The 15,111-nt window shown below is 73.1% G+C and carries 9 protein-coding genes; 6 read left to right on the plus strand and 3 right to left on the minus strand.

Annotated elements, in window-relative coordinates; all coding sequences use genetic code 11:
* Positions 1–130 precede the first annotated feature (130 nt).
* Positions 131–1,156, plus strand: a complete 1,026-nt coding sequence (locus ABD331_RS60240; protein ID WP_344496551.1) for an SMP-30/gluconolactonase/LRE family protein — start codon at positions 131–133, stop codon at positions 1,154–1,156.
* A 226-nt stretch (positions 1,157–1,382) separates the two neighbouring features.
* On the opposite strand, the gene ABD331_RS60245 is transcribed toward ABD331_RS60240, so the two are convergent.
* Genes ABD331_RS60245 through ABD331_RS60255 form a run of 3 tightly spaced genes read right to left on the minus strand, consistent with a single transcriptional unit; the run spans position 1,383 to position 3,515 of the window.
* Positions 1,383–1,598, minus strand: coding sequence for a tautomerase family protein (locus ABD331_RS60245; RefSeq protein ID WP_344496553.1), 216 nt, complete (start codon positions 1,596–1,598; stop codon positions 1,383–1,385).
* Between the two features lie 22 nt (positions 1,599–1,620).
* Positions 1,621–2,466 carry a 2-keto-4-pentenoate hydratase gene (locus ABD331_RS60250; RefSeq protein ID WP_344496554.1) on the minus strand — a complete coding sequence of 282 codons (846 nt, stop codon included), beginning with the start codon at positions 2,464–2,466 and terminating at the stop codon, positions 1,621–1,623.
* Positions 2,463–3,515: a YncE family protein gene (locus ABD331_RS60255; protein ID WP_344496556.1), complete on the minus strand. Its 1,053-nt coding sequence runs from the start codon at positions 3,513–3,515 to the stop codon at positions 2,463–2,465. Before ABD331_RS60255 ends, ABD331_RS60250 begins: the two co-directional genes overlap by 4 nt.
* Positions 3,516–3,633: 118 nt before the next feature.
* Between ABD331_RS60255 and ABD331_RS60260 the strand changes: the two genes are divergently transcribed.
* The 5 genes from ABD331_RS60260 (at position 3,634) to ABD331_RS60280 (ending at position 14,411) form a co-directional block, all read left to right on the plus strand.
* Positions 3,634–4,530: a LysR family transcriptional regulator gene (locus ABD331_RS60260; protein WP_344496558.1), complete on the plus strand. Its 897-nt coding sequence runs from the start codon at positions 3,634–3,636 to the stop codon at positions 4,528–4,530.
* Positions 4,531–4,668: 138 nt separating this feature from the next.
* On the plus strand, positions 4,669–5,946 hold the full coding sequence (locus ABD331_RS60265; RefSeq protein WP_344496560.1) for an MFS transporter: 1,278 nt from the start codon (positions 4,669–4,671) through the stop codon (positions 5,944–5,946).
* Entirely contained in the window at positions 5,946–7,022 is a 1,077-nt protein-coding gene (locus tag ABD331_RS60270) for a TauD/TfdA family dioxygenase (RefSeq protein ID WP_344496562.1), read from the plus strand. The genes ABD331_RS60265 and ABD331_RS60270 overlap by 1 nt, the downstream gene beginning before the upstream one ends.
* Complete coding sequence (locus ABD331_RS60275; protein ID WP_344496564.1) at positions 7,019–11,173, plus strand: non-ribosomal peptide synthetase; 4,155 nt, start codon at positions 7,019–7,021, stop codon at positions 11,171–11,173. Before ABD331_RS60270 ends, ABD331_RS60275 begins: the two co-directional genes overlap by 4 nt.
* 1 nt (position 11,174) lies before the next feature.
* Positions 11,175–14,411 (plus strand): amino acid adenylation domain-containing protein, encoded by a 3,237-nt coding sequence (locus ABD331_RS60280; protein ID WP_344496566.1) that lies wholly within the window; start codon positions 11,175–11,177, stop codon positions 14,409–14,411.
* Positions 14,412–15,111 lie beyond the last annotated feature (700 nt).

Raw genomic sequence — 15,111 nt, forward strand, 5'->3', positions numbered from 1 at the left:
CGGCGCTGCGGGCCATCGCCCGCAGCGCCGCCGACGGAGCCATGTTCTACCACTGGACGGATTTCGTGGCCGACGACGCCCGCTCCGGGGACATGTCGGCCGCGCTGCGCGCGTACAAGGAGGGCACGCTGTGACGACCGCGGACGAGCGGGTCATCGCCACCGGATTCGCCTACCCGGAAGGCCCCTGCGTCGGCCCCGACGGCACCCTGTGGGTGGTCGAGCTGGCCGGCGGCTGCGTCTCACGCATCGAGGACGGCCGGCGCGTCGTCGTCGCCCGGCCCGGCGGATCGCCCAACGGCGCGGCGTTCGCCCCCGACGGGCGGCTCGTCTTCTGCAACAACGGCGGCAACTGGGGGCCGAACGAGTCGACCGGCATGCGCCCCGGCCTCGGCGGCGGCCACCCGGCCATCCAGTGCCTCACCGCCGGCGGCGAGGTGCGCACCCTGCTGGACGCCATCGACGGCATCCCGCTCAACGCGCCGAACGACCTCTGCTTCGACCAGCACGGCGGCTACTACTTCACCGACCCCGTCTGGGCGGAACGCGACGAGCACGGCAGCGCCCCCGCCGCCGCCTCCCCGCCCGGCGACCTCTGCTACGTGAGCCCGGACGGCACAGCCCGCCGGATCCACCACGGCCTGCGCTTCCCCAACGGCCTGCACGTCACCCCCGACGGCCGGGCCCTGCTCGTCGGCGAGACCGGCACCGGGCTCGTCCACCGCTTCGACCTCACCGCACCGGGTTCACTCGGAGCACCCACCACCTACGTGGACCTCGGCCCCGGCAGCTTCCCCGACGGCATGTGCTTCGACCGTGACGGCCGGCTGCTCGTCGCCGGCACCGGCTCCGGCGCCGTCTTCGTCGTCGCCCCCGGCGGCGGACGCGTGCAGGACGTCATCCGGTTCGCCGACCCGGACGTCACCAACGTCTGCTTCGGCGGGCCTGACCGGCGCACCCTCTTCGTCACCCAGGCCTCACTCGGCCGCGTGGTCGCCCTCGACTGGCCGGTGCCCGGCATGGCGCTCTTCGCCGGCGCGCGGGGAGCGGCCAAGCCGATGGGAGCCCGCACACCGTCACCGGCGCCGACCGCATCGTCGTGCTCGACGCCGGCCGTGTCGCCGAGGCAGGAACCCACGAGCAGCTCCTGGCCGTGAGCGGCGGCTTGCTAGAAGGCGCGCCTGGTCCGGCTGTTCGGTCATCGTCCCGTCCTCCTGCGCCCGGCGACGGCTGATGAGGCCGTTGATCTCGCAGATCCGGGTGCATGCCCCGGCTGCCCATGTCATCAAGTCGAGACCAGAACGCTCGTTTCGACGGCACTTCGGAAGGGGGTGATAGAGCCGGCTTATCCGACTTGGCCGGCGGCGTCGGTCACCGGGGCGCTTATGGCTGCAGCTCGCCGGCAGCCCCGGCCCGGCGGGCGGCGAGGCTCTGGCCGCCGGTGAACCAGTGGTCCGGTGAGACCTCCGTGATGATCACGCGGATGGTGTCGCGAGGCGCGTTGAGCGTGTCCTGCGCGGCGTCCGTCAGGGCGACGCCCAGCGCGTGCAGTTGCTCGGGCCGGCGGCCTTGCGCCACGGTGACCTGGATGAGGGGCATGACGTTCCTTCCTTCGCGGGATTCACGTGGCGGCCAGCACAAGCGTGCCGAGCTGGCCGATGCGGGCGGTGACGACGTCGCCGGGCGCGAAGGGCGTGGCCGCGGTCAGGCCGCCGGAGAAGACGATCTGCCCGGCACGCAGCCGTTCGCCCTCCGCCGTGAGCCGACCGGCCAGCCACGCCACGGCCGCCGCCGGATGGCCGAGCACGGCGGCCCCGGTCGCGGTGGCGACCAGTGTGCCGTTCTTCTCGAACGTCACCCCGACCGCGCCCAGGTCGATGCCGCCCGGCGGTATCAGAGGGCCGACGAGGTAGCGGCCCGCCGAGACGTCGTCGGCCACGACGTCGGCGGCGGTGAAGCGGTAGTCGTGGTAGCGGGAGTCGAGGATCTCCAGCCCTGCCGCCACGGCGGAGGAGGCGGCGAGCACGTCGTCCGCCGTGACGCCGGGTCCCTCCAGGTCGTCACCGAGCAGGAACACGATCTCCGGCTCTGCTCGCGGCTGGATCAGCGCGGCGGTGTCCAGGGATTGTGCGGGCGCCAGCGCGTGAGTGCTGTCCAGGAACCCGTACACGGGGGTGTCGAGCCCGACTTGGGCCTGTTTGGCGCGCGAGGTGAGGCCCAGCTTCCAGCCCGCCAGGCCGCCGGCCGCGCCGCGCAGGCGGCGCTGCACGGCGTAGCCGGTGGCGAGGTCGAGATCGCTCATCCGGTCGGAGAACGGGTCGAGCGCGCGGCGGGCCGCGGCGGCCGAGGTCAGTGCCGAGGCCATGTCGTCGATCGCCTGCTGCCGCGCCGCCCCCCTGGCGGCGGCCGGGTCCGCCCTGCGAGCGGTCTCCGCAGGCACGGGGTGCCGGCGCCCGTGGGTGCTCACGGCTTCTGCCGGGGGACATAGGCCAGGCCGTGCGCACCCGGCTCGCCGCGCTTGGGGATCTCCAGGCGCGCCAGCCGGCGCATCTCCTCCAGGTCCACGACGTCCACGGTGGAGGAGGAGACGCAGGAGACGTAGCCGATCCGGCCGTCGGGAGACGAGGTGATCGTCAGCGGGAACCGTCCGACCTCGACGCCGCCCAGCGGCCGGTGGTCGTGAGCGTCGAACACGGTGAGCCGGCCGGGGGCCTGGCGGCCGAGCTGGGAGTCGGGGGCGACCTCCATGCGCAGCTCGCCGGTGAGCAGCCGCCCGGTGGCGGTGACGTGGACGGGGAACGCCACCGCGCCGGTGGGCATGACCTTGGTGATCGACGCCGTGGTGGTGTCGATGACGCGGATGCCGGGCGCCGCCTGCGTCCCTGGAGCGGCGAAGGAGCCGTAGGGAGCGGCGACGAAGACCTCGCCGCCGTCGCCGGAGACGGCCAGCCCTTCGCTGCCGGGCACCTCTACCTTGGCCGTCATCATGCCGGTGCGCAGGTCCACCACCGACACGTACGGCGCCTCCTTGTTGCTGGCGTAGCCGGCGTTGCCGTCCGGGCTGATGACGAACCAGTGTGGCCCCTTGGCCCCGGTGTCGATGCGGCCGATGGGCTTGCGCGTGGCGAGGTCGACGACTACGACGCCCCCGGGGCGGTCGTGGGCGCCCTCCACGCTCACGTAGAGCAGGTCGCGGGCTGAATCGAGGGCGAGGCCGTGCGGGGCGTGCTCGGGCGCCAGGTCGATCACGTCCACGATGCGGCGCTCGTCGGGGTCGAGGAGAGTGATCTCGCTGCGCCGGCCGCTGTTGGCGTGATAGTAGCCCCCGTGGTAGCTGTGCGTGCACCACAGCAGGCGCCGCACCGGGTCGAGGCAGAGTTCGTGCGGCTCGGCCAGCACCTCGAGCACACCCAGCAGCCGGTGGCCGGCCGCGTCGAAGAACGACACCGTGGGTCCACTCTGGCTCACCACCGCCAGGACGTCGCCCTCTCGCCCGGCCAGTGCGTCGTACGTCACCCGTTTCTCCTTGTTGTCGAGGATTGTGTCAGGCCAGTCTCGAAGAGCCGCCTGTCGCCGGGCAATGCAAAGATTGGCACGTAATCTTTACGCCGAGCGCAATCACTGAGGCCTGCTCATGGATCTGAACCTGCTGGTGGCACTCGACGCCCTCCTGCACGAGGCCAGCGTGACCCGGGCGGCGGAACGGCTGGGCACCTCGCCCGCTGCGGCCAGCCGCAAACTGGCGACCCTGCGCCGCGTCCTGGGAGATCCCCTGCTCGTCCGGGCCGGGCAGCGCCTGGTCCCCACCCCGCGAGCGCTGCAACTACGCGAGGAGGCGCGCGTGCTCCTTCAGCGATCCGAGGCGCTGTTCGCCCCCGCGCCCGCGCTGGACCTCGCCCAACTGCGCAGAACGTTCACCATCCAGGCCAGCGACCTGCTGCTGACCGGTCTCGGCGCACCGCTGATGGAACGGGTCAACGCTCAGGCTCCGCAGGTTGACGTGGTGTTCGCACCCGAGGCCCTGGAGGGTGGTCCCGCGCTGCGGCAGGGCGAGGTGGACGTCGAAGTCGGCGTGCTGGGCGACCTCGACCCCGAGATCCGCACCGAACCGCTGGCCGAGGCCGCCATGGTGGCCGTGGCCAGGAAAGATCACCCCCTGTTCGCCGAGCCCATCACCCCGCTCCGCTTCGCGCAGGTGCCGCACATCGGGATCTCCCGTCGCGGGAGACTGCGCGGCCCCATCGACGCCGCGCTGGCCCAGCACGGCCTGAGCCGCCGGGTGGCCGCCGTCGTCCCCAGCCACACCGCCGCCATGATCCTGGCCGCCACCAGCGACCTCGTCTGCCTGGCGATCAACGGGTGGCTCGACCCCATCCTCGCCGCCCTGAAACTGCGGGCCTTTCCCGTTCCGCTGGACGTGCCCCCGATGGCGATAGGCATGGCCTGGCATCCTCGTCATGCGGCCGATCAGGGGCACGCCTGGCTCCGCCGCCAGATCCGCGCGGTCATCGACACGCTTGCTGTGCCTTGATCTCTTCGCCCTGCTGCACGCCTTCCGCCGCCTGCGTCTCTTGGAACGCCCTCGCGGAGCCCACTCGTTCCGACTGACGGCACACCCGTGGAACGAGATGGAACGCCTCCTCCTACGGGGTCGATCGAGGGGGCATCGATGACGGGGGCTCTGTTGCGCAGCGCCGATTTTCTGAAGTTCTGGACCGCACAATGCGTGTCCCAAGCCGGGAGCCAGATCAGCGTGATCGCGTTCCCGCTGCTGGCCGTACTGACGTTACACGCCGACGCGTTCCAGGTGGGCGTGCTCACCGCGCTCAGCCGCGCGCCCTGGCTGCTGTTCGCGCTGCCGGCGGGAGTCCTGGCCGACCGCAGGGCGCGGCACGGGCTGCTCGTCGGCGCCGACCTCGTACGGGCGGCGGCGCTGGCCTGGATCCCGGTGGCAGCGTTGCTCGGCGTGCTGAGCGTCGAGCAGTTGTACGTCGTCACGTTCGTGCTCGGGTCGATGACGGTGGTCTTCGACATCGCCGCGCAGTCGTACCTGCCCGCCATCACACCGGCGGAGCGGCTGGCCGACGGCAACAGCAAGCTGGAGATGAGCCGGGCCGGGGCCGAGGCGGTCGGGCCGAGCGCGGGCGGGGTGCTGGTGCAGCTGGTCTCGGCGCCCGTCACGATCGTGCTCGACCTGGTGTCGTTCCTGGTCTCAGCGCTGCTGCTGAGCCGCATCAGGACGAAGGAGCCCGCCGTGGCCGCCCCGGCCAGGGCCAGCTCGATCCGCGCCGAGGTCAAGGAGGGCCTGCGGTTCGTCCTTGGGCACCGCCTGCTGCGGTGGAACGTGATCGCCGCGGCGACGGCCAACTTCTTCGGCAACATGCTGCTGGCGGTGCAGGTGCTGTTCATCCTGAACGGTCTCGGGCTGCGCCCGGCCCTGATCGGGCTGATCCTGGGGGTCGGCAGCCTCGGCGCCGTGTCGGGGGCGGCGGTCGCGACGACGCTGATCAGACGGGCCGGCTTCGGGCCCACGCTCATCATCGGGCTGGCGACGACCGCCGCGGGCGGGGTCGTCCTCGGCCTCGCCGGCGGCCCGTACCCGATGCGGGTCGGCCTGGCGGGGCTGGCAGCGACGCTGCTGGTGTTCGGCGTCCCGCTCTTCGACGTCGCCGTCGTCACGCTGCGGCAGCTCATCACCCCCGGCCGGCTGCTCGGCCGGGTCAACGCCAGCATGCGTTTCCTCATCTTCGGCACGATGCCGGTCGGCGCGCTCGCGGGCGGGCTGCTCGCCCAGCACGCCGGCCTGCGGACGGCCGTTCTCGTGGCGGGGGCCGGGCTCGCCGTCCCCGTCGTGCTCCTGCTGATCTCACCACTCGCACGGCTGCGCACCGACGTGCGGTCGTCGTCCGCCGCGATGGACGTCGCGGCTTCAACCGGAGGAAAGTGATGACCACAGATATGACCAACCCGCTCGCGTCCCGCGGCACAGGCACACCTGTACGCACGGTCCGGCGACGGGCCATCAGAGTCTCCGACGGGGAGCTGGTGAGCATCGACGCCGAGGCCGGCCTGGCGGTCGTGGTGCGGCCCCGGATGGCCGGCGTGGACCTGGCGGGGTGGCTGCGCGATCACCGCGAGCAGGTGGAGCGGTTGCTGCACCAGCGCGGCGCGGTCCGGCTGCGCGGCTTCGGCGTCGCCACCGCCGCCGATTTCGAGGCCGTCTCGCACAGCCTCGGCCCCGGGCTGCTCGACTACGTGTACGGCTCGACGCCCCGCTCACGCGAGAAGGGCAGCGTCTACACCTCGACCGAGTACCCGCCCGACCAGGTCATTCCCCAGCACAACGAGATGGCGTACTCCCGCCGCTGGCCGATGAAACTGTGGTTCTTCTGCAAGATCGCCGCAGCCGCCGGCGGAGAGACTCCGCTCGCCGACAGCCGCCGGGTGCTCGCCCGGCTCGACCCCGCCCTGCGCCGCCGCTTCGCCGAGCGGGGGGTGCGCTACGTCCGCAACTACGGCGGCGGACTCGACCTGTCGTGGCAGCAGGTCTTCGAGACCGACCGCCGCGAGCAGGTGGAGAGCGTCTGCAGGACCCTGCGCATCTCCTACGAGTGGCTGCCGGACGACCGGCTGCGCACCTGGCAGGTCTGCCAGGCGGTGGCGAACCACCCGGTGACCGGCGAGGCCGCCTGGTTCAACCAGGCGCACCTGTTCCACCCGTCCAACCTGCCCGCGGACGTGCGCGAGTCGCTGCTCGCCACCGCCGGACAGGACGACCTGCCCCGCAACGCCCTCTACGGCGACGGCGCCCCCATCGAGGACGCCGCCCTGGAGGAGATCAGAGCGGCCTTCGCGGCCGAGACCGTCGCCGAGCCTTGGGACGAGGGCGAGGTGCTGCTGATCGACAACGTGCTGATGTCGCACGGCCGCCGGCCGTACGACGGGCCACGCAAGGTGCTCGTGGCCATGACCGACCCGAATCCCGATCCCGACGGGGACGCGGAACGAGAGGACGCGCAGTGAACGTAGCTTCCGACATCCAGCAGGTCTCCCTCCACGTGGAGGGGTTCGCCCTGTCACCGCAGCAGCGGGACCTGTGGGTGCGAGCCGAGGAGACGGGCGAGCCCGTACCCGAGATCCGCTGCGCGGTGACCATCGACGGCGACCTGGACCGTGACGCGCTGCGCAGGGCCGTCGCGGGGGTGGTGGCGCGGCACGAGATCCTGCGGACCGGCTTCCACCTCGTACCGGGCCTGACGCTGCCGATCCAGGTGATCACTCCGGCCGCGGACGTGCCCGCCGACGCGTTGATCCGCGAGGCGGGCGGTTCCCCCTTCGCCGACGCGGTGATCAGCGACGAGGGCGGTTCCGCCTTCGCCGGCGTGGAGGCGGCGGACGACCTCACGCGGGCGAGCCTGCTGCGCGCCGAACTGGTGCGGCGCTCGGCGAGCGAGCACACGTTGCTGCTGAGCCTGCCGGCGCTCTGCGCTGACGTCCCCGGCATGGCGGCGCTCGCCCGCGAGATCGTCACGCATTACGGCGACGGCGCGGCCACCAGCCCCGCCGACCAGAACGATTCGCAGTACGCCGACCTGGCTGAACAGGGCGAGCCGCAGTACGCCGACCTGGCCGAACAGGACGCGCCGCAGTACGCCGACCTGGCCGAGTGGATGAACGAGCTGCTCACCTCGCCCGACGCCGAGGCCGGCGCCGAGTTCTGGCAGCGGCAGACGGCGGGAGGTCCGCCGCTGCTGCCCTTCCTGCGCGAGACCGGCTCCAGCGAGATCGGCTCCCGTAAGATCGGCTCCCGTGAGATCGGCTCCCGTGAGATCGGCGAGGAGGGGACCATGGCCGCGGGCGCCCGTGTCCCGGTCGCCGAGCGCGTCTGGGAGCACGCCGGACAGGTGGCGCGGCGGCTGGCCGTACCGCCGCGCGCGGTGCTCACGGCCTTCTGGGCGATGACCCTGTACCGCTACACCCGCCAGCAGGCCATGACCCTGACGGTGGCCTGCGCCGGCCGCGACCACCAGGACCTGCGCGACGGCATCGGCCCGGTGGGCAGGGAGGTGCCGATGGGCGTGGAACTCGCCGACGACCTCCCTCTCACCGAGGCGGTCCGGCGCGTCGCGCTCCTGGACGCCGAACTGCGCGACTTCGCGTTCTCCTACGACGCGGGCCGAACGTCGGCCGCCGACCCAGGGCGGACGCCGACCTCCGACGCGGGACGAACGCCGACCGCCGACGCAGGGCGGACGCCGGTCGCCGGCCATCAGGTGGCCATCGGGCACGACACGGTCGAGGCGCTGCCCGCCGGGCGCGGCGTGCGCTTCTCGATCGCCTCTCTGGAACGTTCCAGCAGCCTGGCCCCGCTGGAGCTGCGCTGCGTCGAGCTGCCCGGCACGACCCTGCTCACGATCGAGCACTGCCCCCGCCGGTACGCCGCCGCCGACGTACGCGCTCTCGCCGCGAGCCTGGCCGTGCTGGCCGAGCACGCGGCCCTGGAGCCGGAGACGGAGGTGGGGTCCCTGCGGCTGACCCTCGCGGAAAAGGCCGGTGCCCACCCGCCGGCCTGGAAACCGGCCCTGGTGCACGAGCAGTTCGAGCGGCACGCGTCCGCCACTCCGCACGCCCCGGCCGTCACTTTCGAAGGCGACCGGCTCACCTACGGCGAGCTGCGCGAACGCGCTTACAGAACCGCAGGCACGCTGGCCGCGGCCGGGGTGCGTCCCGGCGAGCTGGTGCCGGTGCTCGCCGACCGGGGCACGGACGCCATCGCCGCCGTGCTCGGCGTGCTCATGGCCGGGGCCGCGTACGTGCCGGTCGAGCCCGACACGCCCGCGAACCGGATCGCCTTCATCTGCGGCGACGTCAGCGCCCGCGTGGCGCTGGCCCCGTCGCGCCTGGCAGGCCGGCTGCCCGCCGGCGTGCGCCACGTCGAGCTGGAGGCGCTGCGTGAGCCGGGCGACGCCGAGCCGCCCACGGCGGTGGTGAACGCCGGCGATCCCGCCTACGTGATCTACACCTCCGGCACCACCGGCACCCCGAAGGGTGTCGTCGTGGAGCACGGCCAGATCGCGCACTACGTCATGGGCGTCACCGGCAGGCTCGGCGCTCCGGTGGCGGGAAGCTTCGCCATGGTGTCCACGCTGGCCGCCGACCTCGGCAACACCGCACTGTTCCACGCGCTGTGCGGCGGCGGCACGCTGCACGTCATCTCCAAGGACCGCGCCTCGGACCCCGACGGCCTGGCCGCCTACCTGCGCGCCGAGGCCGTCGACCGGATGAAGATCGTGCCGTCCCACCTGCGGGCCCTGCTCGACTCCGCGACCCGGCCCGCCGACCTGCTGCCGCGCGTCACGCTGGTGCTCGGCGGCGAGCCGCTGACCCACGAGCTGGCCGGGCGGATCGCCGAGCTCGGCTCCTGCGCGCTGGTCAACCACTACGGCCCTACCGAGACGACCGTCGGCGCCACCACCTACGCGGTGGCCGAGGGCGTGGACGCGCGCTGCCGCACGGTGCCCGTCGGGCGGCCGTTCGGCGGCACGCGGCTGCTGCTGCTCGACCCGGCGCGCAACCCGGTGCCCGACTGGGTGCCGGGCGAGGCGTACGTGAGCGGGCCCCAGGTGGCGCGCGGCTACCTCAACCGGCCCGACGTCACGGCCGAGCGGTTCCTGACCCTGCCCTCGGGCGAGCGCGCCTACCGTACCGGCGACCTGCTGCGGCGCCTGCCCGGTGGCGCGCTGGAATTCCTCGGCCGGGTCGACGACCAGGTCAAGATCCGGGGCTACCGGGTGGAGCCGGGTGAGGTCGAGGCCGTCATCAGGACGTACCCCGGCGTGCACGACGTCGCCGTGCTCGCCCGCCAGGACGGCGCGGGCGACCGCCACCTGGCCGCCTACGTGGCTGCTCACGTACCTGGTCATGAGGCCAGTCCTGCAGCCGCGGGGCTGCGCGAGTTCCTGCACGAGCGGCTGCCGGACCACATGGTCCCCGCCACCATCGAGGTGCTCGGCGCGCTGCCGCTCACCCCCAACGGCAAGGTCGACAGGAAGGCCCTGCTCGCACGCGAGCCGCAGGCCGCCCAGCCGTCCCGCCCCGTCGTGGCGCCCCGCGACGAGGAGGAGGCGCGCCTGCTCGCGGTATGGCAGGACACCCTGAACAACCGCTCGCTCGGCGTCACCGACGACTTCTTCGAGGTCGGCGGCAACTCCCTGCTCGCGGTACGGCTCATCGCCCAGATCCGCCGGGCCACCGGCCACGCCCTGCCGCTGTCGGCCCTGTTCCCGTCCGGGACCGTCGAGTCGATGGCGCGCCTGCTCCGCGAGGATCCCGGCGCGCCGGAGGCGGTGATCGTGCCGATCAACCGCGGCGGCACGCGGCAGCCGTTCTTCTGCGTGCACGCGGGCGGCGGCACCGCGCTCGGCTACCGGGAGCTGGCCCGGGACCTCGGCCCCGACCAGCCGTTCTACGCCCTGCAGTCACCCGGCCTGAACGGCGGCGAGCTGCTGACCAGCCTGCCGGAGATGGCCGCCGAGTACGTCAAGGCGATGCGCGCGGTCCAGCCCGAGGGGCCCTACCTGATCGGCGGCTGGTGCCTCGGCGGCATCATCGCCTACGAGATGACGTGCGTGCTGCGCGCCCAGAACCAGCGGACCGCGCTGCTCGTACTGATCGACAGCGACAACCCGCTCACCGCCGAGGCGAGCGCCGGCCGTACGGAACCCACCGAGGACGTCCTGGTCAGGCGCTTCGCCTGGCACTTCGGCATCGACGGCCTGCTGCGTCCCGACCTGGCGGCGCTGACCAGCGATGAGCGGCTCGATCATCTGCTGGACGTCGCCTGCGAGCACGGCGTGCTGCCGGCCGGAGCCGGGCGCACCGAGCTCGGGCACCTGCTGCGTGTCTACGGCAACAACATCCGCGCGGTGGAGGCGTACCTGGACGAGTTCACCCCCGGCGAGCTGCCCGACCATCCGGTGGTCCTGTACCGGCCGATCGAGGAGCTGGCGGGCGGGCAGGACGCCGGGTTCGGCTGGCCGGCGCTGGTCGCCGACCGCCTCACCGTCGAAGTGGTGAGCGGCGACCACCACTCGGTCATGCGCGCGCCGGCCGTGAGCGCGCTGGCCGGCCGCATCGGGACGCTGCTCGGCCGCCTCACCGGACGGGAGGGCTGACATGCGCATCGACACGGCCCAGCCCGCGACGGCGGAGAACGTGACGGAGGCGCCTCACACCGGGCCCGACACCAGACCCGACACCCGGCCCGACACCCGGCCCGACACCCGGCCCGACACCCGGCCCGACACCCGGCCCGACACCGGGCCCGCCACCGGGTCCAACGCTGGGCCCGGCGTCGTCCACGAGCGGGTCCGGGCGCAGGCGGCGCGCAGGCCGCACGCCACCGCGCTCATCGACGGGCCCGAGCAGGTGAGCTACGCCGTGCTCGACGCCGCCTCCGACGCCTACGCCGAGACGCTGCGAGAGCTGGGCGTCGGCCCGGGGACGGTCGTCCCGGTGCTGCTGCCGCGCTCCGCGCACCTGGTCGCCGTGCTGCTGGCGATCCTCAAGCGCGGCGCGGCCTACGCGGCGCTCGACGAGCGTTGGCCGGACGAGCGGTTGTCGGCCCTGGTACGCCAGTGCGGCCCGCTGATGGTCACCCGCCGCACCACCACGGCGTGGCCGGCGCGCGTCTGGACACCGCCGCGGGACGCCCTGTGCGAGGTGGCCGCCCGCCCGCACACCCCGATCCCCGTGTCGGAGGACGCGGCGTGCTGCGTCTTCTTCACCTCCGGCACCACCGGCACGCCCAAGGGGGTGGTCTCGCCGCACCGCGGCACCGTCCGCCTGTTTGAGGACTGCGCCTTCGCCGACTTCGGCGAGGACACGGTGATGCCCCAGGCCGCGCCCCTGCCGTGGGACGCCTTCAACCTGGAGCTGTGGAGCACGCTGATGAACGGCGGCACGTCCGTGCTGGTCAGCGGCGAGCACCTGCTGCCGGGGGAGCTGCGCGAGATGGTGGCCCGGCACGGCGTCAACACCCTCTGGCTGACCGCGTCGCTGTTCAACCTGTACGCCGACGAGGACGTGGCCGCCTTCACCGGCGTCCAGCAGGTGATGACGGGCGGTGAGCGCCTGTCCGTCGCGCACGTGCGGCGCGTCCTCGACCATCATCCGGGGTTGCGCCTGGTCAACGGCTACGGCCCGGTGGAGAGCACGATCTTCGCCACCACGCACCGCATCACGGCGGAGGACTGCGCGGGCGGCGGGCAGATTCCCATCGGGCGGCCCGTGGCCAGGACCCGCGTGCACGTCCTGGACGGCGACCGGCCCTGCCCGGCGGGCGTCCAGGGCGAGCTGTGCGTCTCCGGCGACGGCCTGGCGCTCGCCTACCTCGGCGACCCTGAGCTGACGGCGGAGAAGTTCACCACCGTGAACCTCGGCGGCGAGCCCACCAGGCTGTACCGGACCGGCGATCTCGGTCACCGGTCGGCCGACGGCCTGCTGCACTACAGCGGCCGGGCCGACCGCCAGGTGAAGATCCGCGGCAACCGGATCGAACCGGCCGAGATCGAGCGGGCGGCCGGCGACGTGCCCGGGGTGTCCTGGTGCGCCGCCGTCCCTGAGGCGCACGACGGCGCCTACCGGCGGATGGTGCTGTTCTACCGGCTCGCGGACGGCGCCGCCCTCGTCCCGGGTGATCTGTCCGCGTTGCTGCGCGACGCCCTGCCCGGCTACCTGGTGCCGGACGAGGTGTGGGAGGTGCGCCGCGTGCCGCTCACGTCCACCGGCAAGCTCGACCAGCGGGCGCTGCTCGCCCTGCCGCAGCGCACGGCAGGCCGGCGCGGGGCCGCGCCGCGCGCGGACGGCGGCGAGCTCACCCGCGACGCGGTGGCCGCCGTGTTCGCCGACGTGCTCGGCGTGCCCGGCGTCGGGGCCGACCTGCCGTTCTTCGCGGCCGGCGGTACCTCGCTGGACGCGATGCGGCTGTGCGTACGGCTGGAGTCGCGCTTCGGCACGGCCGTACCGGTGTCGCAGCTCTTCCGCACCCCGGACGCGAGCAGCCTGGCCGCCTGGCTGGACGCCGCCCGCGCCCCCGTCCCGGACGAGCGGATCGACCCCGAGCGCGTGCCCCTCATGCCGATGCAGGTCGGCTTTCTCATCAAGCACCTGCTCGACCCGGAGGAGGTCGCCGGCCTGTGCCGTCTGGCCTGGTGGTTCGACGAGCCCTTGGACGAGGGCGCGTTGCTCGGCGCGTTACGCGACGTGACCGCCAGGCACGAGGCGCTGCGCGCGCGTTACGTCGTGGACGAGACGGACGGGCAGCCGCTGGCGCTCGTGGACGCGCACGCGCCCGCCGTCGGCCAGGAACGCGAGTGGCTGGCGCTGCCCGCGGAGCCGGACGAGGAACACGCCTGGCGGGCACTGGAGGCGGCGCTGGTCCGCCCGCTCGCCATCGGCGACGGGCGCGTCTGGCGGGCGGGCCTCGTCCGTTCCGCGGACACCGGCCGGACGCTGCTCGGGCTGGCCGTGCACCACGTGGCCTTCGACGAGTGGTCGCAGGGCGTCCTGTGCGACGACCTGTCGCGCGCCTACCGGGCCAGGCTCGGGCTCGCCGAACCGCCCGCGGCGCCCGCCCCGGCGCTGTGGCAGGTCGCCGCGGAGTACCGGCGGCAGCGCGGGCAGGCGGACCTGACCGCGCAGCGCGCCTACTGGCGCACCGCCCTCGGCGGAACCCCCCGCCTGCGCATCCCGGCCGTCCCGCCCGGCGAGAACGCGCCGGCGTCCCGTTCCTGGACCGTCACCGCCGCGGAGCTGGCGGTCTGGGACAAGACCGCGCGCGCCTACGGCACCACCCGCTTCGCGGTGCTGCTGGCCGCCTACGCCGATGCGCTGCACCGCGTCGCCGGGCAACCCGACCTGGCGATCGGCACCCCGGTCGCCAGGCGGGCGAGCCGGACCCTCGCCGCGGCGCTGACCTGCCTGATCGACACGGTCTGCGTCCGGGTCCGCCCGGCCGCGGCCCCCGACGGGGAGAGCCTGATCACCCAGGTGCGGGAGGCGGCGGGCGCGGCGCTCGCGGCGGCGGACGTGCCGTTCAGTGAGGTCGTCGAACTCGTCAACCCCGTGCGGGACGGCTCTGGCACCCCGCTGTACCAGGCCATGTTCAGCCTGCACGACCAGGAGCCGGTCCTGGAGCTGGGCGGCCGGGCAGGTGCGTTCCGCCGGCCCGACCCGGCTGAGGCGACCTGCGAGCTGGTGACGGGGGTGTGGCCGCGCCAGGACGGCGGCTGCGTCGTCCATGTGGCCCGCAGGCCGGACCGGATGCCGGCGTCCTTCGCCTGGGCGGCCGGGGAGCAACTGGTCGCCATCCTGCGCTCCGGGCCCGTGGCCCTGCGGGAAGGCACGAACTGATCGCGACGGCCGCGCCCCGTCGAGGGCGCGGCCGTCGTCAGGTCACCTGGCGCGCTTCTGTTCTAGGAAGTTTCCCGGACCTTCTCGACCTCTGCCTCGTGTGAGCGCACATTTTGCGTATCCGACAGTGTCGCGGCCCGACGGCGCATGACGGGGCGTACGAGCATGCACCGAACACAGCGGGCATTTCTAGTTGATCAATGCGGGTGTCATCACACCACAGATCCCGCGCCCTGGAGGGCGCCGGCGCAGCGTACATCTTGTGCATCACTACATCGGCATGCACCGCATCGGTGCGCGATCTGAAAGCACAATTCGGCAACGCATGGGATGCGGCCGGCTAAGTAGGTTGCCGAGGTATGCCTGAAGTGCCACGTTCACTACGAAAGCAGTCCCCTCGGGCACCGAGGCCAAAAGTGTCAGTCGCGAAGCATAGCGTGCTGGACATGGAGACGGAGGCGGCTATCAACAGGACGTCGCGCGAGAGGCCGTATCGGCAGCTCACCACGACCAAGACCGTACTGATCTCGTTCGTGGTCGCCCTCGTCGGAGGGGTTCTCCTCTACGTCGGAGGCCTAGGTGACTGGTGTTTTTTGATCTCTCTCGCGCTGGTCTGTCCTCTTGTGCCAGGGTGATCGGTGTTGGTCACCGGGCGTGGGGAGAGATCAAGCGATGGCAGTGGGCCAGACTCCGATGCAGC

Source organism: Nonomuraea monospora (assembly GCF_039531895.1).
In the GTDB taxonomy this organism is placed as follows: domain Bacteria; phylum Actinomycetota; class Actinomycetes; order Streptosporangiales; family Streptosporangiaceae; genus Nonomuraea; species Nonomuraea monospora.

What these genes read in the sequence shown, in the direction of transcription:
- ABD331_RS60245 (WP_344496553.1), bottom strand. Translation starts at nt 1,598, where the DNA reads ATGCCCCTCATCCAGGTCACCGTGGCGCAAGGCCGCCGGCCCGAGCAA.
- ABD331_RS60260 (WP_344496558.1), top strand. Translation starts at nt 3,634, where the DNA reads ATGGATCTGAACCTGCTGGTGGCACTCGACGCCCTCCTGCACGAGGCC.
- ABD331_RS60265 (WP_344496560.1), top strand. Translation starts at nt 4,669, where the DNA reads ATGACGGGGGCTCTGTTGCGCAGCGCCGATTTTCTGAAGTTCTGGACC.
- ABD331_RS60270 (WP_344496562.1), top strand. Translation starts at nt 5,946, where the DNA reads ATGACCACAGATATGACCAACCCGCTCGCGTCCCGCGGCACAGGCACA.
- ABD331_RS60280 (WP_344496566.1), top strand. Translation starts at nt 11,175, where the DNA reads ATGCGCATCGACACGGCCCAGCCCGCGACGGCGGAGAACGTGACGGAG.